General features: G+C 64.4%; 20 protein-coding genes. 5 read left to right on the top strand and 15 right to left on the bottom strand.

Annotated elements, in window-relative coordinates; genetic code table 11:
- Nucleotides 1-44 precede the first annotated feature (44 nt).
- The 9 genes from MRY80_RS21275 to MRY80_RS21235 form a co-directional block, all read right to left on the bottom strand.
- On the bottom strand, nucleotides 45-785 hold the full coding sequence (locus MRY80_RS21275; protein WP_293293256.1) for a nucleotidyltransferase family protein: 741 nt from the start codon (nucleotides 783-785) through the stop codon (nucleotides 45-47).
- A complete protein-coding gene (gene tsaE, locus MRY80_RS21270; RefSeq protein ID WP_293293255.1) occupies nucleotides 786-2,297 on the bottom strand; it encodes a tRNA (adenosine(37)-N6)-threonylcarbamoyltransferase complex ATPase subunit type 1 TsaE in 1,512 nt (503 codons plus the stop codon).
- A 17-nt stretch (nucleotides 2,298-2,314) separates the two neighbouring features.
- The gene (locus MRY80_RS21265; RefSeq protein WP_293293254.1) at nucleotides 2,315-4,819 is read right to left on the bottom strand and encodes a PAS domain-containing sensor histidine kinase; all 2,505 of its coding nucleotides are present in this window, start codon (nucleotides 4,817-4,819) and stop codon (nucleotides 2,315-2,317) included.
- Nucleotides 4,820-5,017: 198 nt separating this feature from the next.
- Nucleotides 5,018-6,418, bottom strand: a complete 1,401-nt coding sequence (ahcY, locus tag MRY80_RS21260) for an adenosylhomocysteinase (RefSeq protein ID WP_293293253.1) — start codon at nucleotides 6,416-6,418, stop codon at nucleotides 5,018-5,020.
- 98 nt (nucleotides 6,419-6,516) lie between these two features.
- Nucleotides 6,517-6,813, bottom strand: a complete 297-nt coding sequence (locus tag MRY80_RS21255; protein WP_293293252.1) for an HPr family phosphocarrier protein — start codon at nucleotides 6,811-6,813, stop codon at nucleotides 6,517-6,519.
- The gene (locus tag MRY80_RS21250; RefSeq protein ID WP_293293251.1) at nucleotides 6,810-7,211 is read right to left on the bottom strand and encodes a PTS sugar transporter subunit IIA; all 402 of its coding nucleotides are present in this window, start codon (nucleotides 7,209-7,211) and stop codon (nucleotides 6,810-6,812) included. The genes MRY80_RS21255 and MRY80_RS21250 overlap by 4 nt, the downstream gene beginning before the upstream one ends.
- Nucleotides 7,212-7,340: 129 nt before the next feature.
- On the bottom strand, nucleotides 7,341-7,826 hold the full coding sequence (locus MRY80_RS21245) for an HPr kinase/phosphorylase (protein WP_293293250.1): 486 nt from the start codon (nucleotides 7,824-7,826) through the stop codon (nucleotides 7,341-7,343).
- The gene (locus MRY80_RS21240) at nucleotides 7,823-9,610 is read right to left on the bottom strand and encodes a sensor histidine kinase (protein WP_293293249.1); all 1,788 of its coding nucleotides are present in this window, start codon (nucleotides 9,608-9,610) and stop codon (nucleotides 7,823-7,825) included. The genes MRY80_RS21245 and MRY80_RS21240 overlap by 4 nt, the downstream gene beginning before the upstream one ends.
- 34 nt (nucleotides 9,611-9,644) lie before the next feature.
- A complete protein-coding gene (locus MRY80_RS21235) occupies nucleotides 9,645-10,349 on the bottom strand; it encodes a response regulator transcription factor (protein WP_293293248.1) in 705 nt (234 codons plus the stop codon).
- Nucleotides 10,350-10,720: 371 nt separating this feature from the next.
- Between MRY80_RS21235 and MRY80_RS21230 the strand changes: the two genes are divergently transcribed.
- Together MRY80_RS21230 and arfB are read left to right on the top strand one after the other, a co-directional pair.
- Entirely contained in the window at nucleotides 10,721-12,331 is a 1,611-nt protein-coding gene (locus MRY80_RS21230) for a phosphoenolpyruvate carboxykinase (RefSeq protein WP_293293247.1), read from the top strand.
- A gap of 134 nt (nucleotides 12,332-12,465) precedes the next feature.
- Nucleotides 12,466-12,912, top strand: a complete 447-nt coding sequence (gene arfB / locus MRY80_RS21225) for an alternative ribosome rescue aminoacyl-tRNA hydrolase ArfB (RefSeq protein WP_293293246.1) — start codon at nucleotides 12,466-12,468, stop codon at nucleotides 12,910-12,912.
- 22 nt (nucleotides 12,913-12,934) lie between these two features.
- Here arfB and MRY80_RS21220 read toward each other — a convergent pair whose 3' ends face one another.
- On the bottom strand, nucleotides 12,935-13,411 hold the full coding sequence (locus MRY80_RS21220; RefSeq protein WP_293293245.1) for a hypothetical protein: 477 nt from the start codon (nucleotides 13,409-13,411) through the stop codon (nucleotides 12,935-12,937).
- Nucleotides 13,412-13,695: 284 nt separating this feature from the next.
- Between MRY80_RS21220 and lysM the strand changes: the two genes are divergently transcribed.
- The 3 genes from lysM (at nucleotide 13,696) to MRY80_RS21205 (ending at nucleotide 16,499) form a co-directional block, all read left to right on the top strand.
- Nucleotides 13,696-14,139 carry a peptidoglycan-binding protein LysM gene (gene lysM, locus MRY80_RS21215; protein WP_293293244.1) on the top strand — a complete coding sequence of 148 codons (444 nt, stop codon included), beginning with the start codon at nucleotides 13,696-13,698 and terminating at the stop codon, nucleotides 14,137-14,139.
- A gap of 56 nt (nucleotides 14,140-14,195) precedes the next feature.
- Entirely contained in the window at nucleotides 14,196-14,816 is a 621-nt protein-coding gene (locus MRY80_RS21210; protein WP_293293243.1) for an alpha-ketoglutarate-dependent dioxygenase AlkB, read from the top strand.
- Nucleotides 14,817-14,897: 81 nt separating this feature from the next.
- Entirely contained in the window at nucleotides 14,898-16,499 is a 1,602-nt protein-coding gene (locus MRY80_RS21205) for an EAL domain-containing protein (RefSeq protein ID WP_293293242.1), read from the top strand.
- A 51-nt stretch (nucleotides 16,500-16,550) separates the two neighbouring features.
- Here the strand turns inward: MRY80_RS21205 and MRY80_RS21200 are convergent, their stop codons facing one another.
- From MRY80_RS21200 to MRY80_RS21180, 5 genes are all read right to left on the bottom strand, one after another.
- Complete coding sequence (locus MRY80_RS21200; protein ID WP_293293240.1) at nucleotides 16,551-17,996, bottom strand: hypothetical protein; 1,446 nt, start codon at nucleotides 17,994-17,996, stop codon at nucleotides 16,551-16,553.
- A gap of 111 nt (nucleotides 17,997-18,107) precedes the next feature.
- Nucleotides 18,108-18,887 (bottom strand): class I SAM-dependent methyltransferase, encoded by a 780-nt coding sequence (locus tag MRY80_RS21195; protein ID WP_293293239.1) that lies wholly within the window; start codon nucleotides 18,885-18,887, stop codon nucleotides 18,108-18,110.
- Nucleotides 18,887-19,906, bottom strand: a complete 1,020-nt coding sequence (locus MRY80_RS21190; RefSeq protein ID WP_293293237.1) for a glycosyltransferase family 2 protein — start codon at nucleotides 19,904-19,906, stop codon at nucleotides 18,887-18,889. Before MRY80_RS21190 ends, MRY80_RS21195 begins: the two co-directional genes overlap by 1 nt.
- 87 nt (nucleotides 19,907-19,993) lie before the next feature.
- Nucleotides 19,994-20,527: a flavin reductase family protein gene (locus tag MRY80_RS21185; RefSeq protein ID WP_293293235.1), complete on the bottom strand. Its 534-nt coding sequence runs from the start codon at nucleotides 20,525-20,527 to the stop codon at nucleotides 19,994-19,996.
- Nucleotides 20,524-21,885, bottom strand: a complete 1,362-nt coding sequence (locus MRY80_RS21180) for an LLM class flavin-dependent oxidoreductase (protein WP_293293233.1) — start codon at nucleotides 21,883-21,885, stop codon at nucleotides 20,524-20,526. Before MRY80_RS21180 ends, MRY80_RS21185 begins: the two co-directional genes overlap by 4 nt.
- Nucleotides 21,886-21,891 lie beyond the last annotated feature (6 nt).

The raw sequence follows: 21,891 nt of genomic DNA, 5'->3' as shown, positions 1-21,891 counted from the left end.
AGGGTGATTCCCGGCTGCAGTTTCCTTCGCCGGACAGGCCTGGGTCAATCGGCGCGTTGCCGCGCAAGCGAGTCCAGCTTCGTCTCTGCCGCCGGCAAGGCCTCCGGTGTCCCCACCGTGAACCAATGGCCGTCTTCCATCACATGGCCGAACAAGCGGCCTTCCGCCGCGGCGCGGTCATAATAGAGATTGAGCGAATGCGGTTCGGCCGCGGACTCGGCGAAGATCGCCGGATTGTAGATCGTCGCACCGGCATAGAGCACGCCGGCCGGGTCCGTCTTGTCGGCCAGCCGCGTGAGCCTGCCATCAGCACCGATCGCAAAATCGGCGCCACCCGCATGACCCGTCGTATCCCTAAGCCGGCAAAGCATCAGCAGAATATCCATTTCCGCAGGATCAAACCGCTCGATCATCGCAGTCAGGTTCGGCCGGCCCCATTCGACCCAGAACGTGTCGGCGTTGAGCAAGAGAAACGGATCGGTGCCGAGCAACGGCAGCGCCTTGACCACGCCGCCGCCGGTTTCGAGGATTCCGGCCGTTTCATCGCTGATCGTGATGGCGGGCGAAGCGCGCTTGGCGCAATGGCCGATGATCTGGTCCGCAAGGTAGTGCACGTTGACGACAGCCCTGGCGACGCCTGCCGACCCGGCCAGATCCAGGCTGCGGTCGAGCATGGTCTTGCCACCGACCGGCACGAGAGGCTTCGGCACTGTGTCTGTGATCGGCCGCAGCCGCTTGCCGAAACCGGCGGCGAGGATCATGGCGGTCGTCACTCCTGCAACCATCTAGCGCGGCTCCACGGTCGCATCGAGAATGCCATGCTCCGCATACCAATCGGCCAGTTCCGCGAGGGGCGGATGGGCAAGACTCTCGCGCAGATAGGCCTGTAGGCGCGGAATGTGAGCGAGATAGCCCGGCTTGCCATCTCGCTCGTCAAGACGCACGAAAATCCCGAGGATTTTTGTCGCTCGCTGGGCAGCGAGAATGGCGAAGGCAAGCCGGAAGCCGGCCTCGTCGAACGCTTCCGACACTGCGCGCAAGGCGCAGTAACGATCGAGAAGGCGGGACCGCAAATCTGCAGGCACATCGACGCGGGCATCCTGCAGCAACGATGCAACGTCATAGGCCGTGGACCCGATCATCGCGTCCTGGAAATCGATCAGACCGACGCGTTCGACGCCTTCGGCGGCGGCGTCCCAGATGATGTTGGGCGAATGGAAATCCCGCAGGAGCAGCGTCTTCTCACCCGCATCGACGATATTGAACAGACGCGTCCAGAGGCCGCGAAATGCGGCGAGCCCGTCCTGCGACAAGGGCGCACCGGTGACCCGCGGCACGTACCAGTCCGTCAGAAGTTCCGTTTCGATTTGAAAGGCCGGCAGATCGAAATCCGGCACTTGATACGCGCGACCGGCGACTTCCATGTCGCGGGGCCATTCGAGGCGATGCATCGCCGCAAGGCAATCGAGACCGCCCTCATAGCGCTCCGAAATCGGCCGGCGATCCGCGTCAAGGACGCCATCACCGCCCAGATGCTCGAGCAGGACGAAGCCGGCGTCAAGATCGAAGACGTGGATTTTGGGTGCGCGGAACCCCTTGTCCTTCAAAGCCTGCCCGATCGCTACGAAGGGCAGGATGTCCTCCGCCAGATGGGCGATCTGCGAATAGGGCTTCCCGTCGCGCACTGGCGGGCCGTCCGGTCGGCGCGGGGCGTTCATCAGGATCGCGGTCACGCCATCACTCCGCACGGTCTCATAAGCCCGGGTCGAGGCGTCGCCGAGAAGGAACATGCGCTGTGCTGTGGGCCAGTCGTGCTCTTCGAGGAACCGGCGGATTGCAAGGCTGCGATCGAGCCGGGTGATGAATTCGGCGGGACCGTCCACGACGAGATCGCGGCTGTCGGGGTCGGCGGGATTTTCGTCGAGCGCGACAGTTACACCCGTGCCCGGCAGTGCCGCCTCTGCGCGTTGCGGCCATTCGACCAGTGCGACACCGCCCGATAGCGCCTCCCAGAGGCACAGCTCATCGAGTTCGTCCGGATCGGTGAGGCGATAGAGATCGAAGTGGCTGACCGGCAAGCGCAGATCGTAGGTCTGGACGAGCGTGAAGGTGGGGCTCGGCACCTCCAGCAGTCCTTCGAAATCGCCCGCCAGCGCGCGGATCACGGCGCGAGCAAACGTTGTCTTCCCGGCTCCAAGATCGCCTCGCAACAGAATGCAGTCGCCCGGTTGCAACGCCATGGCGAAATCGGCGGCGAAGCGCGTCAGGGCCTGCTCGGTCGGAAAGGTCCGCTGCACGGGTTCGCTTCGAGCCACTATTCGGCGGCCATCCGCGCGCCGGGCGGCACGCGCGGGAAAAACAGGGTCACTTCCGTACCCCGTTCGGGCGAGGAATCGATCGTCACGTCGCCCTGATGCAGAGTCACGAAGCTCTTCACCAGCGCCAGTCCCAGCCCGGCTCCGCGCCGGCGGCCGGGCTTGCCGGTTTCGAACGGATCGAAAATCTCCTTCAGCGCCTCGGCGGGAATGCCGGGCCCGCGATCGCGGATCTTGAAGCGGACGCCGTTCTCGCCATCGTCGCAGGTAAAGGTCACGACCGTGTCCTCCGGCGCGAAATCGGCGGCGTTGGAGAGGACATTGATCATGATCTGGTGGAGGCGCGTGGCGTCGGCGTAGATGGTGCCCATGTCGGGGGCGACGCGCACGACGAGATCGAGGCGGTGCTCGGCGAATCGCGGTGCGAGATCGGCGGCGACTTCGCGCATCATCGGCTCGATGTCGATCTCGGTGAAGTCGAGCTCCATCACGCCGGCGTCGATGGTCGCGAGGTCGAGCGTGTCGTCGATGATCAGCTTCAAAGCTTCAGACGATTCAGCGATGTAGCCGACATAGTCGGACTGTTTCTCGTTGAGCGGACCCGTCGACGGTTCCTGCAGGAGAGCGGTGAAGCCGGAAATGTTGGTGAGCGGCGTGCGCAGCTCGTAGGACACGTGGCGGATGAAACGGGTGCGCAGGAGCGCGGTGCCTTCCAGCGCCTCGTTGCGGTCGCGCAGGGCACGTTCGACGCCTTCGCTGGCGGTGATGTCGACGAAGGTGATCATGGTCTGGCCGTTGGGCAGCGGCACGACAGTCCAGGACAGGATGGAGTCGCTGACCGCGCAGCGGCCGGATTCGTCGCTGCGATCGTCCGCGAAGCCGGTGACCATGCCCGCGAAGCGGGACCACAATTCGTCGTTTCCGAAACGCCGGTCGCAGATCCTGGCGATCTGGCCGATATGCACGGCTTCGCGCTCCAGCAGTTCCTCGATATCCCAGAAGCGCCGGAATGCCGGATTGGAGAGACGCAAGCGGCCGTCCTGGCCGAACACGGCGACACCTTCGGCGAGATTGTCGAGCGTTTCACCCTGCACCCGAACCAGCGTCTCGTAGCGGCTCTGAAGGTCGATCGTCTCGGTCAGGTTCTCGAAGACCCAGGTCAGGCCGCCGCGCGGATGGGGATTGGCGACGACGCGGATGGTCTGCCCGTCGGGGAGATACCAGACATCCTCTCGCGGTTCGACGGCCCGATAGGCCGACAGCACCTCGTCCTTCCAGTCGCGCCAGTCCGGCTTTTCCTCCAGACGGCCATCGGCGCGCAGCCGGTCGAGGAACATCGCATTGTCGGGACCGGAGTCGAGAAAGCCCTGGTCGAGATCCCACAGCTTCTGGAATTCCTGATTGTAGAAGCGCAGCCGGGCGTTCTCGTCGAACATCGCGACGGCGGTGTTCAGACGGTCGAGCGTTTCCTCATGGCTGCGGATCGTCTTGTTCAATTCGCTGCGGGTCGCCTCGAAATCGGTGCGATCCACGGCAAGACCCGCCGACCCGTAGGGCCCGGTCGCGTCGGTGACGTCGTAGAGCAGGCGGTCGCCATTGACGACGGCGGAGACGGAGGCGTGATAGCAGCCCGCATCGTCACGGTTCGTCAGGATCGCCTTCAGCGCCTGGTTGCCGAGAAATTCCGCGTTGGCTGCGATCGTCTCGACGGGCTGCGCGTGGCCCGTGGCCTGAGCGAAGGCGCGATTGACCCAGGCCAGGGCCCCGTCCGAGCTGCGGAGCCAGAACGGCGCGTCCAGCGAATCCAGGAGCGCCTGCAGGGTCTCGAGCGTATCGACCACGCGGCCATGTTCCAGCGCCAGGCGGGCATGTTCGGCGCGTTCGCCCGACAGGTTCTCGAACCGCAGGACCGCGCTCGATCCGTTGGTTCGGCCGATCACGTCCAGCGGGACGCCGCGCCGCGTCTCGACCGTCACGGAAAACGGTTTGGCCTCCTCGCGCAATTCGGCGACCAGATGGTCGAGCTGCGTCGCGGAGGCCGGTTCGAGCCAGCGTCCGAATGCAAGAAAGGCGCTGCGCTCCGGCGGCGCCCCGGTTTCCGGCGTCAGCGTGCCGATGATGACGGGCTTGCGGTCGCGGTCTTCCCAGATCACGGCGCGCTGGCCTTCCGTCGTCGCCAGCGTTTCAAGCCGGGCAACCTGCACATTGAGTGCCGAGACCTTGGTGCGCAGCGTCGTGTTCTGACGCGCCGTGCGGCCGCGCTCGCGTATCAGCCACAGTGCCGAGGCGAGCGCCGCCGTCATCGCACCGGCGAAAAGCGCGAACTGCACGACCTCGAACGTGTCGAAATGCTGGCCCAGAAAGGCGCCGACGATGGGGCCGAGTTCGTCCGCACGCGCCAGGGAAGGCAATCCGGCAAGAACGGTCGAGGCGGCGAAAAGCGCAACGGTGCCGGAGCGTCGGCCAAGTCCGCTCCGTCGTCTAGCGCCTCTCGAGTCCTTCATCCGTCGTCCCCTCGCCGCGGGCACGCGATACGGCGGCAATCATGTGAAAATCACGCCGCGCCACGGCGGCGCGTCTTCCCGAATCACTCCAAAATACCCGCACTGGGAATCGCCGTGAAGCGTTGCGCGCGCAAAAAGATGGCCGGAGATTATGCACAAATCTCCGGCCACCAGATGTAGTAGTGATCAAACTTCAGATCAGTATCTGTAGTGTTCCGGCTTGTAAGGGCCCTTCGGCGTGACGCCGATATAGGACGCCTGTTCGTCGGAGAGATCCGTCAGCTTCGCGCCGAGCTTGTCGAGATGCAGGCGCGCGACCTTCTCGTCGAGATGCTTGGGCAGGATGAAGACTTCGTGGCCATACTGCTCACCCTTGGTGAAGAGCTCGATCTGAGCCAGCACCTGGTTGGTGAAGGATGCACTCATGACAAAGCTCGGATGGCCGGTGGCGTTGCCGAGGTTCAGAAGCCGGCCTTCCGACAGCAGGATCATGCGATCGCCGCCCGGAAACTCGATCATGTCGACCTGCGGCTTGATGTTGGTCCATTTCAGGTTCTTCAGCGCGGCGACCTGAATCTCGTTGTCGAAGTGACCGATATTGCCGACGATGGCCATGTCCTTCATCTCGCGCATGTGCTCGATGCGGATCACGTCCTTGTTGCCGGTGGTGGTGATGAAGATGTCGGCCGAGGAGACGACGTCCTCGAGCTGAACGACTTCGAAGCCGTCCATCGCGGCCTGCAGGGCGCAGATCGGGTCGATCTCGGTGACCTTCACGCGGGCGCCGGCGCCGCTGAGCGACTGGGCGGAACCCTTGCCGACATCGCCGTAGCCGCACACGACGGCGACCTTGCCGGCCATCATCACGTCGGTGGCGCGACGGATGCCGTCGACGAGCGATTCCTTGCAGCCGTATTTGTTGTCGAATTTCGACTTGGTGACGCTGTCGTTGACGTTGATCGCGGGGAAGGGCAGCAGGCCCTTCTTCTGCAGCTGGTAGAGCCGGTTCACGCCGGTAGTGGTTTCCTCGGTGACGCCCTTGATCGCGTGGCGCTGCTTCACGAACCAGCCGGGGCTCTGTTCCATGCGCTTCTTGATCTGGGCGAACAGGACTTCCTCTTCCTCCGACGTCGGATTGGAGAGCACGTCCTCGCCTTCCTCGGCGCGGGCGCCGAGCAGGATGTACATGGTGGCGTCGCCGCCATCGTCGAGGATCATGTTGGTGTAACCGCCGTCGGGCCACTGGAAGATCTGGTCGGTGTAGGTCCAGTAGTCCTCCAGCGATTCACCCTTGACGGCGAAGACCGGGGTGCCGGTGGCGGCGATGGCCGCGGCGGCGTGATCCTGGGTGGAGAAGATGTTGCAGGACGCCCAGCGAACGTCCGCGCCGAGCACCTTCAACGTCTCGATCAGCACGGCGGTCTGGATCGTCATGTGCAGCGATCCGGTGATGCGCGCGCCGGACAGCGGCTTTGCTTCGCCGAATTCCTCGCGGCAGGCCATCAGGCCCGGCATTTCGGTTTCGGCGATGTCGATTTCCTTGCGGCCGTAATCGGCCAGGGACAGATCGGCGATCACGTAGTCTTGCGTGTTTGACATGCGGATACTCCAAGCGGTTTGGCGCGCTGCCTACCAGAGAGCGGCCGAACTGACAATCACAACATAAGGAAATCCTTATATCCTGATCTTGACCAGGATCACTCGCCCTCGCCGAAGCGGTCGGCGATCAGGGCGGCGATCGCGTCAAGCGCGGCTTCGGCATCCGGACCCTCGGCGTCGACCTTGATGCAGCAGCCGGGAGCGGCGGCCAGCATCATCAGGCCCATGATCGACGTTCCGTTCACCGAGAGCCCGTCCTTGGAGACGGTCACCGAGGCCTCGAAACTCTCGACGAGCTTGACGAATTTGGACGAGGCGCGCGCGTGCAGGCCGCGCTTGTTGGTGATCTCGAACGTGCGCGTCGCCGGGGCGATCTGGCCGGTCAATGCGGTCACTTCCCCGCCAGGATCTGGCTGGCCACATTGATGTATTTGCGGCCCGCCCCGCAGGAGAGCGAAAGGGTCTCTTCCATCGAATGATCCTCGCGCACGCGGGCGAGCTTGATGAGCATCGGCAGGTTCATGCCGGCGAGAATCTCGATGCGGCCGGTTTCCATGACGGAAATCGAAAGATTGGAGGGCGTGCCGCCGAACATGTCGGTGACGATGATGACGCCGATGCCGCCATCGACGTCGGAAACCCGGTCGAGAATGTCACGACGACGCTGCTCCATGTCGTCGTCGGCCCCGATGCACACGGTCGCGAACTGCGCCTGGTCGCCCACGACGTGTTCGACCGCTTTCTTGAATTCGTCCGCAAGATTCCCGTGCGTTACGAGCACGACGCCGATCATACCGTCAACTCTCCCGTCCTGCCCGACGCAGGTCGGTTTTCTCCACCTGCCGTTTCCCCAATGGGCAGGCCGCATCATGATCAGCAAAATTGACGTGTGACAAGGTTTTTCGCCCCTCCTCAACAGTCTCTAGAGGAGCCGGCGCGACAGGCCAAGCCAGCCGAGCACGGCGTAAGCGCCGCAAACCGGCTGCCGGCACGGCAAGACGAGTTCGGGAAGCTCCACCGTGTGGAGGCGGGCGCGACGGTCGGGATCGGCGACGCGTTCGCTGTCTTCGGCCGGTACCAGCGTGACACAAAGCGCCAGCCGCGTTTCGGCCTTGCAGCGTGAGGCGGCGACCGGCGCAGCGCCGAAACCGCGCAGCTCGATCAGGCCGGCGATCGTGCCCGGAACGGTGGCAAGCAGGGCCCCGGTATCGTCATCCGCCGACAGGAAGGCCTGATCATCCGCAACGAGGGCCGACGCAATTTCGCTCGCGCGGCAGCGAAACAGGAGTTCGATGGCGAGCGCCGTCTTTCCCGCGCCGGACGGTCCGCGAATGAGCACACCGCGCCCGTCGATCTCCACGACGCTGGCATGCTGCAGGATGGAACCGGCGGGTGCGCCCGCGGTCATTCGCGCGGCAGCCGGATCACGAAGCGCGCACCCGCGGGCTTGCCGTCCGGGCCGCCGGGAATGTTCTCGGCCGTCAGGGTGCCGCCATGGGCCTCGATGATCTGGCGAGAGATCGACAGGCCGAGACCGGAATTGCGGCCGAACTGATCCGGGCCCGGCCGGTCGGTGTAGAAGCGTTCGAAGATGTTCTCGATGTTCTCGGCGCGAATGCCGGGCCCGTTGTCCTCGACCGCGACGACCACCTGGCGCGGCGCCGAGGACAGGCGGATATCGACACGGCCGGTCTCCTCGTCGACGAAGGACGAGGCGTTCTGGACCAGATTGGTGATCACCTGGCCGATGCGCAACTCGTGGCCGCTGACCGCGAAGCCCTTGGCCCCGTTCTGCCGCCGGTCGACATGCAGTTTCAGGCTGCGGTCGCCGACGGCGACGCTCTGGCCGAGAATGCTGGTCAGATCACGCAGCAGCCGTTCGAGATCGACCGTCTGCGCATCCTCGCGCACCAGTTCGGCGTCGAGACGCGAGGCGTCGGAAATGTCGGTGATCAACCGGTCGAGCCGACGGACGTCATGCTGGATCACGTCGGTCAGGCGCTTGCGCATGTCGTCGTTCTTGGCGAGCGGCAGCGTCTCGACCGCGCTGCGCAGGGACGTCAGCGGGTTCTTCAGTTCGTGGCTCACATCGGCGGCGAAACTCTCGATGGCGTCGATCCGCGCATAGAGCGCGTTGGTCATGTCGCGCAGGGCGACGGAGAGGTTGCCGATCTCGTCCTGGCGGGCGGAGAAATCCGGTATCTCCTCGCGCAGCTTGATGGAGCGGCGCACGCGAACGGCGGCGGCGGCCAGCCTTCGCAGCGGATTGGCGATCGTGCCGGCGAGCGCGATGGACAGGATGGTGTTGACGATGACGGCGACGCCGAAGACGCGCATCATGGCGAAGCGCTCGGCCTTGACGATCTTGTCGATGTCGCCGCCCTGGGTGGACAGCTGCAGCACGCCGAGCACCGCGCGGAAACGCTGGATCGGCACGGCCACCGAGACGATCAGCTCGCCCTGCGGCGTGATGCGCACGATCTGCGAGCGGGCGCCGGCGAGCGCATCCATCACCTCCGAGTAGCCGGCACCGCTGCCGCCCGGCTGCTCGGAATAGACGCTGAGGTCCCGCCGGCGGAAGATGCGCGAGAAGATGCGGTCGACGCGATCGCCAAGGTCGAGCTCGGTCTCGTCGACGGCGGGCAATTCGTAGCGCAGGACCTGGCCGCCGGAATAGAGATGGCGCGAATCAAGCAGCAGGTTGGATTCACGGTCATAGATGCGCGCGCGGGTGCGGGTCGGCGAGATCAGGCGGCGCAGGACGGGCGCGACCTTTTCCGGGTTGATCGGAAAATCCAGATTGTCGAAGCGGTCGGCATTGGGAACGATGCTCTCGCCGGCCTGCAGTTCGAGCAGCTTGTCGGGATCGATCAGGATGGCGTTGGTATCGACATTGGCCGAGGCCGCGATGGCGCCGGCAATGATCTCGCCCTGGATCATCAGGCTCTCGACGCGCGCGTCGATCAGACCGTCGCGGAACTGGTTGATGTAGAGAATGCCCGACATCAAGACGCCGAGCGCGGCCAGGTTGAGGAACAGGATGCGCTGGGTGAGCGAGGAGAAGATGTAGCCGCCGGTCAGGCGGCGCGGCGCGGCGCGCGCGGCGCGCGCGGGCTTCGCCACGCGGTCGCGCGCCTTGGCGGGCTCGCCGGTCTCGGTTCCCAGCGGGATATGATCGACTTCTGCCGTCATCGCGCCCTGTTTTCTGTTCGCCGGCGGCGATCGGTCACGTTTCGCGGAACCGGTAGCCGACGCCGTAGAGCGTTTCGATCATGTCGAAACTGTCATCGACGACCTTGAACTTCTTCCGCAGCCGCTTGATGTGGCTGTCGATCGTCCGGTCGTCGACGTAGACCTGGTCATCATAGGCCGCATCCATCAGCGAATCACGGCTTTTCACCACGCCGGGACGTTGCGCCAGCGCATGCAGGATCAGGAATTCGGTGACCGTGAGCGTCACCGGCTGGTCCTTCCAGGTGCAGGTATGGCGCTCCTGGTCCAGCACGAGGTTGCCGCGCACGATCGACTGGGCCTGGCTGGCGCCGTCGCCCTTGACCATGACCTCGCGCGCGGCCGTGCGGCGCAGGACCGCGCGGGCGCGCTCGACCAGCAGGCGCTGGGAGAACGGCTTGGTGATGAAGTCGTCGGCGCCCATCTTCAGGCCGAAGAGTTCGTCGATCTCGTCGTCCTTCGACGTCAGGAAGATGACCGGCAGGTCCGTCTTCTGGCGCAGCCGCCGCAACAGTTCCATGCCGTCCATGCGCGGCATCTTGATGTCGAGAATGGCGAGGTTGGGCGGGCGCGCCATCAGCCCTTCGAGCGCGGACGCGCCGTCGGTGTAGGTCTCGACGCGATACCCTTCCGCCTCCAGGGCGATCGAGACGGAGGTCAGAATGTTGCGGTCGTCATCGACCAGCGCGATCGTCTGCATGCTGAAATTCTCCCCGGCCATTCCGCCAAGTCCCTGCCCGTCAAAAACGCAAGCGGTTGACGCCGAAACTTGGCGCAAAATGTGGCACAGAACGTTTTCGGTGTCATCGTGACGCCGCTTTGACCGGGTTGGACACCCGTCACGCCGATCACGCAATCCACCTGACGAGACAGCCGAAATGCTGTGACTCAGTCGTCGCCTGAACCGATTGAACTCTTTTTTGAAAGGTTAAATCGATTAATCATTTGAAATGCAAGACGATTTCTGTTTGAGCCACGAGTCTGCTTAAACGCGGCTTTAAACAGGATTAAAAATTTCGCAGCCACGGCGGCGATCGGCGCATCGAAACCAAAGACCAACGGGTGAGGATCATGAAGACAGCAGGCTTGTTCAACGCAGCGCACGGACTGGATAAACAGGGCTTTCGGGCGCCGGCTGCCGTCTATTACAACCTCACCGAGGCAGAACTCTACGAAGAGGCGATCGACCGCCGCGAGGCGCAGCTGAGCGCCCATGGCGCGCTCGTCGCCAAGACCGGCGTGCACACCGGCCGCTCGGCCAAGGACAAGTTCGTCGTCAAGGACGGCCTGGTCGACGACCACATCTGGTGGGACAACAACAAGGCGATGTCGCCGGAGCATTTCAAGACGCTGCACGAGGACTTCCTCACGCAGGCGCAGGGGATGGAACTGTTCGTGCAGGACCTCATCGGCGGCGCCGACGAGGAACACCAGATCAAGGTGCGGGTGGTGACCGAGAATGCCTGGCATTCGCTGTTCATCCGCAACCTGCTGATCCGGCCGGAGCGTTCGGCGCTGGCCTCCTTCGTGCCGGAACTGACGATCATCGACCTGCCGAATTTCGAGGCCGATCCGGAACGTCACGGCTGCCGCACGGGCACGGTGATCGCGGTCGATCTCACCCGCATGATCGTGCTGATCGGCGGCACCTCCTATGCCGGCGAGATGAAGAAGTCGGTGTTCACCGCGCTCAACTACGTTCTCCCGAAGAAGGGCGTCATGCCGATGCACTGCTCGGCGAATGAAGGTCCAGACGGCGACGTGGCCGTCTTCTTCGGCCTGTCGGGCACCGGCAAGACGACGCTTTCCGCCGATCCCTCACGCACGCTGATCGGCGACGACGAGCATGGCTGGAGCGAGAACGGCGTGTTCAATTTCGAGGGCGGCTGCTACGCCAAGACGATCCGCCTGTCGCGCGAAGCCGAGCCTGAGATCTACGCCACGACGGAACGCTTCGGAACGGTTCTGGAAAACGTCATCCTCGACGACGTCAAGATGCCGGACTTCCACGACGCGTCGCTGACGGAAAACACGCGTTGCGCCTATCCGCTGCACTTCATCTCCAATGCCAGCGACACCGGCAAGGCCGGCCAGCCGCAGAACATCATCATGCTGACCGCCGACGCCTTCGGCGTGATGCCGCCCATCGCCAAGCTGACGCCGGCGCAGGCCATGTATCACTTCCTGTCCGGCTACACCGCCAAGGTGGCCGGGACGGAAAAGGGCGTGACCGAGCCGGAAGCGACCTTCTCCACCTGCTTCGGCGCTCCCTTCATGCCGCGCCACCCGTCGGAATACGGCAATTTGCTGCGCGACCTGATCGCCAAGCACGAGGTCGATTGCTGGCTGGTGAACACCGGCTGGACCGGCGGCGCCTACGGCACGGGCAACCGCATGCCGATCAAGGAGACCCGCGCGCTGCTGACCGCGGCGCTGAACGGCAAGCTGAACGACGCGGAATTCCGCACCGACCCGAATTTCGGCTTCGCGGTTCCGGTGGCGGTCGACGGCGTCGACACGGCGATCCTCGATCCGCGTTCGACCTGGGCCGATCCGGAAGCCTATGACGAGCAGGCCAAGAAACTCGCCGCCATGTTCACCGCCAATTTCGAGAAATTCGCGCCGCATGTCGATGTCGAGGTGATGGACGCCGCACCGCGCTTCCTCGAAGCCGCCGAATAAAGGACCGGCATCGGGATTGAAATCACGGCGTCCGCCTCCGGCGGGCGCCGTTTTCGTTGCCGGTCTTGCACCGCGGGCGGCAACGGCTATGGTCGCGCCATGACGAGAATTCCGCCACTTCAGGACGTCCGGACATGAGCGTCGCGGACCTGCCGATCCGCCACGGGCTGACCCTGCCCAGCTGGTCGATGACGGAGGAATTCGTGCTCGCATCCGGGCCCGGCGGGCAGAATGTCAACAAGACGTCGAGCGCCGTCCAGTTGCGCTTTTTCCCGGGATCGGCGGGCGTTTTCAACGACCACCAGCTGCGACGGCTCATGCAACTCGCCGGCAGGCGCGCCGGCAAGGACGGCTCGATCCTGATCCAGGCGAGCCGGTTCAGGGCGCAGGAGCGCAATCGCGAGGATGCACGCGATCGCCTGAAGGATCTCGTCTTGAAGGCGCTCGAACCGCCGCCGCCACCGCGCAAGGCGACGAGGCCTTCACGCGGCGCGATCGAACGCCGGCTGAAGGCCAAGGCCGGTCGGTCACAGGTCAAGAAGATGCGCGGCGCTGTCGATCGCGACGATCAGAATTCCTGATCGCCGTATCTTTCATTGCCGGTCAGCAGGCGCCCGCACCGACACTGGCGCCACCCGGAAGATGCAAGAAGGTGCAGCTGCCGTCGCTCATGACGTCGCCGAAGGGCGTCGAAACGTTGGAGCCCGACCCGCCGGCTGCGCTGCCGAGATGGAAACTCGCGGGGCCGCCCTCGACGCCGCCGACGAACTGCGCGTTCAGCCAGTAGCGTCCCGGCAGGACATAGCCGTAGCGCTGCTGCAGATAGGCGACCTCGGAGGCGGTCAGCCTGCGCCCGTTGACGAATACGTTGCTGGACCCGCGCGAGGCGTTTTCGTGAAGCGGGCCGCCGAGGTCGAGGCCCGGATAGATCTGTCCCGCGGCCGGCTGGCCCTCGAGGCCCCAGAGGCCCGACATGCGGTCATACCAGTAACTGCCGGCGGGAACGCGATAGGTCGCCGCCCAGTTCCGGCCCATGTCGCGGCCATTGATGACGACGCTCTCATGTGTGGACGCTTTCATGACTGACGCTCCTCCGTAACGATCGCCCGACCGGGCGGCGGAATGCATGGACATCGAGACGGCGACGGCGAGGCCGATCACGGAAGCATGTTTCGCCAGCATCTCGATATGTTCTCCATCCAGGTTCGATTGGCCCACCGAGACTATCGCGGGGCCGTGGCGCGTTCCGTGCGATTTGACACAGCGCGCAGGGAATCGGGGCTGGCGCCCGGTCGGACCCGGCATTAGTCTCGTGGCAGCCGTGCGCGGCACAGACACATGTTCAGTTCAAGAAGGACACCGCGATGGGAATTTTCGATTTCGTGAAGTCGGCCGGCAAGAAGCTCGGCTTCGGCGACGATGACGAAGAGAATGCGAAGGAGCTGAAGAAGGAGCTCGATTCGCACAAGCTCGGCACCGACGGCGTGGAAGTCGAGGTCAAGGGCGACACTGCGATCATCAAGGGTGCGGTGGAGGATCAGTCGATCTTCGAGAAGGCGGTGGTCGCCGTGGGCAACACGCTCGGCATATCCAAGGTGGAAGCCTCGGAACTGAAGGTCGCCGAGACGCCCGCCAAGGATCCGAAATTCCACACGGTGGAAAAGAGCGACACGCTGTGGGCGATTGCCGAGAAGGCCTATGGCAACGGCTCGAAATATCAGACGATCTTCGAAGCCAACACTCCGATGCTGACGCATCCGGACAAGATCTATCCCGGGCAGGTGCTGCGCATTCCCGAGCTCGACTAGGCCTTTTGGCCGGCGGCGGGCATGGCGCTTCGCCGCCGGCGCATTACATTGCGCGCATGACGGTCCTTCCCGACGGCGTGCGCCACTTTCCCGCCTGCCTTTCCCCCGAAGAACAGCGCGCGCTGCTCGATGACATTCGCGGCGTCGTGCAACGGGCGCCATTGTTCACGCCACGCATGCCGCGCACCGGCAAGCCGATGAGCGTGCGAATGACCAATTGCGGGTCGCTCGGCTGGGTGACCGACAAGGACCGGGGCTACCGCTACCAGGCGACGCATCCGGTGACCGGCGCGGCGTGGCCGCCGATCCCGGACCGGCTGACTGAGCTTTGGCGCGAATACAGCGACCACCCGCATCCGCCCGAGGCCTGTCTGGTCAATTTCTACGACGAGACCGCGAAGATGGGCCTGCACCAGGACCGCGACGAGGAGACCTTCGACGCGCCGGTGCTGTCGATCTCGCTCGGCGACGCTTGCCTTTTCCGCATTGGGGAGATCGAACGCAAGGGCCGCACGGTCCCCCTCAGGCTCGAAAGCGGCGACGTTCTGGTTCTCGGCGGGGCCAGCCGGCTTCGCCATCACGGCGTGGACCGGATCTATCCGGGAACCTCGATGCTCCTGAAGAAGGAAGGGCGCATCAACCTGACCCTTCGCCGGGTGACGAAACCCACCCGTTAACCCTACGTCACTGTTCGGCTCCGATTTTACCGTTTCTTCATTTCGCGCCCACTAACTGGATCGCGAGTTGGAGCCTATTCCGTGAGTTTGTACAGGCTTTCCCTGAAAGCGATCCCGCACAGGCGCGGGGTGATTGCCGGCAGTTTTGTCGCGGGATTCCTGCTGACCGCAGCCCTTCTGGCATTCGCCACCACGCTCGCCGTGAAATCGACGCTGGCGCATCACGCGGCCCACAAGACGCATGCGTTGGGGCGGTCGACCACCCACTGGCTGGATACGCTTCGGCGCCTCGGCGCGCTGGACCAGGCGGATGCCTGTTCGCCCGACTTCATCAGGCGCCTGCGCCTGATCGCGTTCCTGCCCGACGGCATCCACGAACTCATCTACACGCGCGACAATGTCATCGAATGCTCGGTCACGCTCGGCCGCCCGGACGTCCCGATCGAGATCGGCGCTCCCGATCTGACGCTGGAGGACAAGGGCCTGGATTTCTGGTTCGACCGCAATCTGGGCCTTCTCGGCCAGCCGAACCTGCAGGCCACTTTCCTGCGCATGGACAACTACATCGTCGTGATCACCGACCCGGCACAATCGCCTGCTCCGGTGCCATGGATCGCCCAGCGCGCATCGTTCTGGGCCGCCTTGAAATCCGCCGGCGCAACCGCTGAAGCCAGCGACACGGCCGTGCCAACGGCGGCCACTCCCTGGATGCCGAGTTTTCGCGAGAATGCCTGCGAGACGAACGGGCTGCTCTGCGTCGATCTGGTCGTGTCGCCTGCGGCCCTGGTCGCCGAAGAACGCTTGTGGATCGTGGCCGGGGGGCTTCTCTCCGTCCTGCTCGGGCTGATCGCCATGCTGCTGACCCGGACGGGGCTCGATCGGCTCTGGGCCCTTCCCAACCGCCTGCGCTACATGATGGACGGGGACAGCCTGTGCGCGGCCTACCAGCCGATCCTGTCGATCAGAGACGACAGGATCTCGGGCTTCGAGGTTCTGGCCCGTTGGCGTGACGTGACCGGCGAGACGGTGATGCCCGACAAGTTCCTGCCGCTCATCCTCGAAGGCGGCCTGTCTCGCGTCTTCACCGAACAGCTGGTCCGCAAGGTCTATTGGGACCTGCTCACGCTGCCGGACCACGAATGGCCGCTCAGCGTCCATTTCAACATCTTTCCGCGGGACTTCGAGGCCAAGTGGCTGCTGGAAGCCTTCGCGCCGCTGCGACTGCTGGGTGACCGCTGCTCGATCGTTCTGGAAATCGTGGAGAGCGACCGCCTGCCGCTGGAGCAGACGCACCAGACCGTCGAAACGCTGCGGGAACACGGCATTCTCACCTATGTCGACGATTTCGGCACGGGCTATTGCAACATCCAGTATCTTGGCCACCTATCCGTCGCCGGCGTGAAGCTGGACCGGACATTCGGCCAGGCGCCCGACGGGTCGCTGATGGCCGAGCTTCTGACGCGCGCCGCGGAAATGGTCAGGAGCGCCGGGTTCGCGCTCGTCGTCGAGGGGGTCGAAACGGAAGACCGAATGGAGGCCATTCGCGCCAGCGGGCTCTTCGATGAAGCGCAGGGCTATTACATCGCCCGGCCGCTGGATTTCCAGGATCTGGTCGCGTTCCTCAAGAACCGCGAACCGCGGCATGCGCCGGACGAAGCAAAGCAACTCTCGCTCGTCGTCTGAAAGACGCATCTTCGTACGCCCGGTGGATCCAAATCATTTCGTCGGCTAAATTTAACGTGACGGATGGTTCAACGCGCGATCGACGCGCATGTGGTAGATGACGGGCCCTATCGTCATCACGTGCCGGTAGTCGCGCATCGCCGCGGCAATACGCGGGTCGGCGAGAAAGGCCGCCGCCGCGTCGTCCTCCGGCACGGTGACGACGAGATCCGGCTTCGTCGCAAGCTCGGCCGCCTTCTGATCGATCACCTCGGCGAGCCGACGGCGCAGGGTTTTGGCCTGCGGCGCGCCTTCGGGCAGCGTTCTCAGACCTTTCAGGGCCAAACCGGCGATCCAGTCGCTGCCGTCGCGCGCTATCCATCGGGCGCGGATGTGCCGGGCGGCCGGATGCACGAGTTTCAGGTGCTGCGTGAAGGTGAGCAACGTCGCATCGGGCGGCAAATTGTCGAGCGAAGCGAGTTCGAAGACATATTGCGTTCCGTTTCGGATGCGGTCGGCGCTCCATTGGGCGAAGGAGACGCAGGCGCACAGGGCAAGGATGCGCCCGATCCCGAGCGCACCGTCCCTCCGCGGTGCCTGCCGCCAGGCGATCGCAAGGGTCAGACCGACCGTCACGACGACCGGCAGGAGGTGATAGTCCCAACCCTTGCCCTGCGCCAGGAAGACCGCGAGGAAGCCCGTCGAAGCAGCAAAGCCTGACGTCACCACCGGGTCGAAACGAGTGCGCCAACAGATGACGGCCACGGCCGCAAAGGCAAACCCTGTGACCTTGAGGCCTTCAAGGCTCGCTCTTCCCGCGTCGGTCCAGTTCGTGCCGTAGAGATCGAGTGCGATGGGCAGAACATTCTCCGCATAGGCGGGAAAGAATTTCCAGACAATCAGGCCATAGGCGACGACGACCGCCGCCGCGGCGAGGTTCTCAACGGCGAACAGGATGCGCAGGGACCGGTGCCGTGCCGCCGATATGAGGACGGGCAACAGGATGGCGAGCACGTAATAGGGTTTCAGGCAGACGATCGCTGCCCCGAGGACGCCGCTGGCGATGACCAAGCCCAAGGGCATCTCCAGCCGCGGACCCCGGACCGCGCGGGCCGCAATGAGGGTCAGACAGGGCAAGAACGCGATCATGCCCCAATGTTCGCGCTGGGCGAAGACGGAGGTCGGTGCGAAGAAGAGCAGGGCCGCCACGGTAAACAGCGCGGGCCGCACGGACCCGTCCAGCCAGGCCGTCCGGCGCAGGATGCCCAGGACAAGCATCATGGACACGGCTAAGACCGCGAAGACGGCAAGGGTCGTGAACACTTCCGCGCGGATGCCGGTCAGATGCTCCAGGCCCATCCAGGGGAGGTAGAGCGCGACCGATAAGGGCGGATTGATCTCGTAGACATCTCGGTAGAGCGTCTCGCCGTTCAGCACCCGGTCGGCAACGATGAGCAGCCAGGAGACGTCACCATGCAATTCCGCGAAACCGAGTTGCAGCAACGCCGCCGCCAGCATGACCAGAAGGCCCGCCAGAAGGGGGCCCAGCGCAAGGCTCGGTGTTCGGGTCGCAGCGGGGTGACAGGTTGTGGCGATGACACGTTCCTCCCTGTGCCCGCCTTCGCCGCCTCACGCGGCGCGAGGCGCGTTTCCTGCCGCTCTCGCCGGCAACTCCGAAAGCCTGGCCACGGCGAGGAGGCCCAGCCCGACAGGAAGGTTCATCCGGCCAACCAGATGCCTTTCGGCTTCAAACAGTGCCTTCATCATCCTGTTGGCGAGGCCTGGCGGAATGTCTGCGCCGGTGGACGCAGCGTCTTTGTCCTTCGGCAGGGCCCGGTCGAGAACCCGCATGACAGCCGCCGCCGGAAACAACGCCGAATTGGTGAACGTCAGGCGCTGCGCGTCGAAGCCGTTTTCCCGCAGCACCTCCGCCAGGCCGTCCCTCGAATAGCGGCGGAAGTGGTGCAGGTGCTCGTCGTGGTGGCTCCACAGCCATTGATGCGCCGGGACCGTGACGAGCAGCCGGCCATCGGGCTTCAACAGGCGGGCGAGCGTCTGCAGCGCGGCGGCGTCCTTTTCGACATGTTCCAGCACGTCGAACATGCAGACGAGATCGAATGTCTGGCCGAAGGCGGGGAGGCTGTCCGGCAGATGGCCGGCAAGCGGCTCGATACCCGTCTTCTCGGCGGCGATCCGGCGTGCTCCAGCATCCATCTCCACGGCGGTGACGGTACCGAACCGCGAGAGCATCGCGATGTTGCCGCCGGTACCGGCGCCGACTTCCAGGATCGACGCGTCCTTCGGCAGGTCCAGCGTTTCGAGGATCGCGGCGATCACGGCCCGGCGGCCGCAAAACCACCAGTGCCGGTCCTCCGTCTCGGCCATTTTCCGATACGCGGCGGGTTCCATCAGTCGTCGTCCTCGTAGATCTTGCGCACCACATAGATCGGGCGCCGTTTGACCTCGTCATAGACGCGGCCGAGATATTGTCCGAGCACACCGATGCCGATGAGCTGGATGCCGCCCAGGAACAGCATGCCGGTCATCAGGGACGTGTAGCCGGGAACGTCGGCGCCGAAGATCATCGTCCGGCCGATCAGGACGCCGCCATAGAGAAAGGCGAGCACCGAGATGACACTGCCGACATAGCCCCAGATTTCCAGCGGGACGGAGGAGAAGCTGGCGATTCCCTCCAGCGCGAGGTTCCAGAGCTTCCAGGGCGTGAACCGGGTGACACCCCCGGACCGCGGCGCGCGCTTGTATTCGATGATCGCCGTCTTGAAGCCGACCCAGGCGAACAGGCCCTTCATGAAGCGCCGCCGCTCCGGAAGGTTCTTCAGAACGTCGAGCACAGCTCGGTCCATCAGCCGGAAATCGCCGACATTTTCCGGTATCTGCGTCTTCGACAGCATGTTGTGCACCCGGTAGAACAGGCTGGCCGAGTGGCTCTTGGCCCGGGAATCGGAGGAACGGTCCGCCCGCTTGGCGACGACGACTTCAGCACCCTCGCGCCAGCGGTCGATCATCTGCGGGATGAGGCCGGGCGGATCCTGCAAGTCGACGTCGATCGGGATCGCGGCGTCGGCATCGCAGGCGTCGAGGCCCGCCGTCAACGCGGCTTCCTTGCCGAAATTGCGGGAGAGATCCACGATGCGGATACGGCTGTCGTCCCTGCGCGCGCCACACAAGGCGTCGAGCGTTCCGTCTGTGCTGCCGTCATTGACGAAGAGAAGCTGGAAACGAAGGCGACTGGTTTGCAGAGGGTCGATCACCGCACGGGTGTCGGACAGGAACGCGGCAATCGTGTCGGCTTCGTTGAAGACGGGGATGATCAGGGCGACCGTCAGTGTGCGCTGGTCGGGTGACAAAGTATTGGCCTCGTCATGCGCTCCCCGCTTCAAATTCTCCTGAGGTGTCGGCGCGGTCAAATCCGAACATCTCCCCGTTCAGGGAAAATAGAACGCCAAAATAGCTAAGATTCGATTATCCTTCAAAGCTTCCTGTGCGGCACTTAATCAGACCTGCAATTCACGGAACGACCGGACGAAATGCACCATGGCTGCGCCCCCATCCTCGAAACACAGGCCCTCGACGACGCCGGTAAGAATGACGTGGTCACCGCCCGGGTGGCGTCCGGAAGTGCGGCACTCGAATGTCGCCAGGGCGCCCTCGATGACCGGCAACCCGTCACCGGTCCGATCGAAGACGACGTCCTTGAACTTGTCGGCGCCCCTGGTCGCGAACCGCATTGCGACCTCCTCATGGCCCGGCCGCAGAACCGACACGGCAAACCGCTGACTGGTCATGAAGGCCTCGAAACACCGGGCCGAGCGGTTGAGGCACATCAGCACCATCGGCGGATCGACCGAAAGCGGCACGAAGGTGCTCGCGGTGAATCCGTGCGGGTCGCCTTCGGCGTCGAGCGTCGTGGCGATCACGACACCGCTCGGAAACAGCGAAAATGCGCGTTTGAGCATGTCCGGCGTCGGCCGCTCGATGTTCGTCGGCACGGCGTCTTCATCCCGCATCGCATGAGAATGGATCGTCATGACTGGCTCCTGGCATTCGCCGCGGGATGCGGCGCTTCAAGCCGGGCGCCGGCCCCGAACAGTTTCTCGCGCAGGGTCCCGTCACTGTAGTCGCGCTTGACCAATCCGCGCTCCTGCAGCGCCGGCACCACCAACTCGACCAAGTCGCGGGTCGTGTCGGGCATGATGAGCCGCGCGATGTTGAACCCGTCGATGTCGGTCTTTTCCATCCAGTCGGCCAGTTCGACCACCACCTGGTCCACGCTGCCGATGATGAGGAGATTGCGCGCGGACAGTGCCATTTCCTCGGCGATCCGGCGGGGCGTGTAGGCGCCGTCCTTGCCGCGCGTCAGGTTTTCCATGGCGGTGCGATTGGAATCGTTCTCCTCGTAGCGGATCGGCTCGTCCAGCGGGTAGCGCGACAGGTCGATGCCGAGCCCGCCCGAAGCATGCGCCAGCACGGCCTCGGGGCTGGCATGACGGCGATATTCCGCGGCCTTCTCCTGCGCTTCCTTTTCGGTGCGGCCGACAATGATCGTCGCGCCTGCCAGCACCTTCACGTCATGGGGCCGTCGGCCCTGCCCGACTGCGCGGCGACGGATGTCGGCGACATTGGCGGCGATGCTGTCCTTGGACGAACCGTTGACGAAGACGCATTCGGCATGGGTAGCCGCGAACTGCTTGCCCCGCCCGGAGGCCCCGGCCTGCAAAAGCACCGGCGTGCGCTGCGGCGACGGCATGCAGGGATGCACCGCCTCCATGCGGAAATACTTGCCGTCGTGGACGACCTTGTGGACCTTGTCCGGGTCGGCGAAGAGACCGGCCTCGCGGTCCAGCTTCACCGCGCCCTCGTCCCAGGAGCCCTCCCAGATACTGTACATGAGCTCCAGATACTCGTCGCCCATGTCGTAGCGTTCGTCATGCGGGACCATCTTCTCCTGGCCCATCGCCCTGGCGCCGCTGGCGAGGATGCCCGTGACGATGTTCCAGCCGACCCGACCGCCGGTCATGTGGTCGAGCGTCGACATGCGCCTGGCGAAGAGATAGGGCTTCTCGTAGACGAGGTTTCCGGTGATGCCGAAGCCCAGATGCTTCGTGACCGCTGCCATGCCCGAGACGACGACCGACGGGTCGTTCATCGGCAGTTGCACACCGCCCCGCACCGCCGCGTCCATGTTGCCGCCATAGACGTCGTAGCTGCCGATCGTGTCGGCCAGGAACATCGTGTCGAACATGCCCTTTTCCAGGAGCTTCGCGTAGTCCATCCAGTAGTCGAGGCTGTTGAGTTCGGTCGAACGGTCGGCCGGATGGGTCCAGACGCCTTGCGCGAGAAAGCCGACACAGGACATGTCCAGCGCGCTCAGGATCATCTGCTTCATGGGGTC

Origin of the sequence: Oricola sp. (genome assembly GCF_022763245.1) — a bacterium.
Classification (GTDB): Bacteria; Pseudomonadota; Alphaproteobacteria; order Rhizobiales; family Rhizobiaceae; genus Oricola.
The sequence above is the reverse complement of the archived record's forward strand: the minus strand, read 5'-3'. Positions and strand labels throughout refer to the sequence as shown.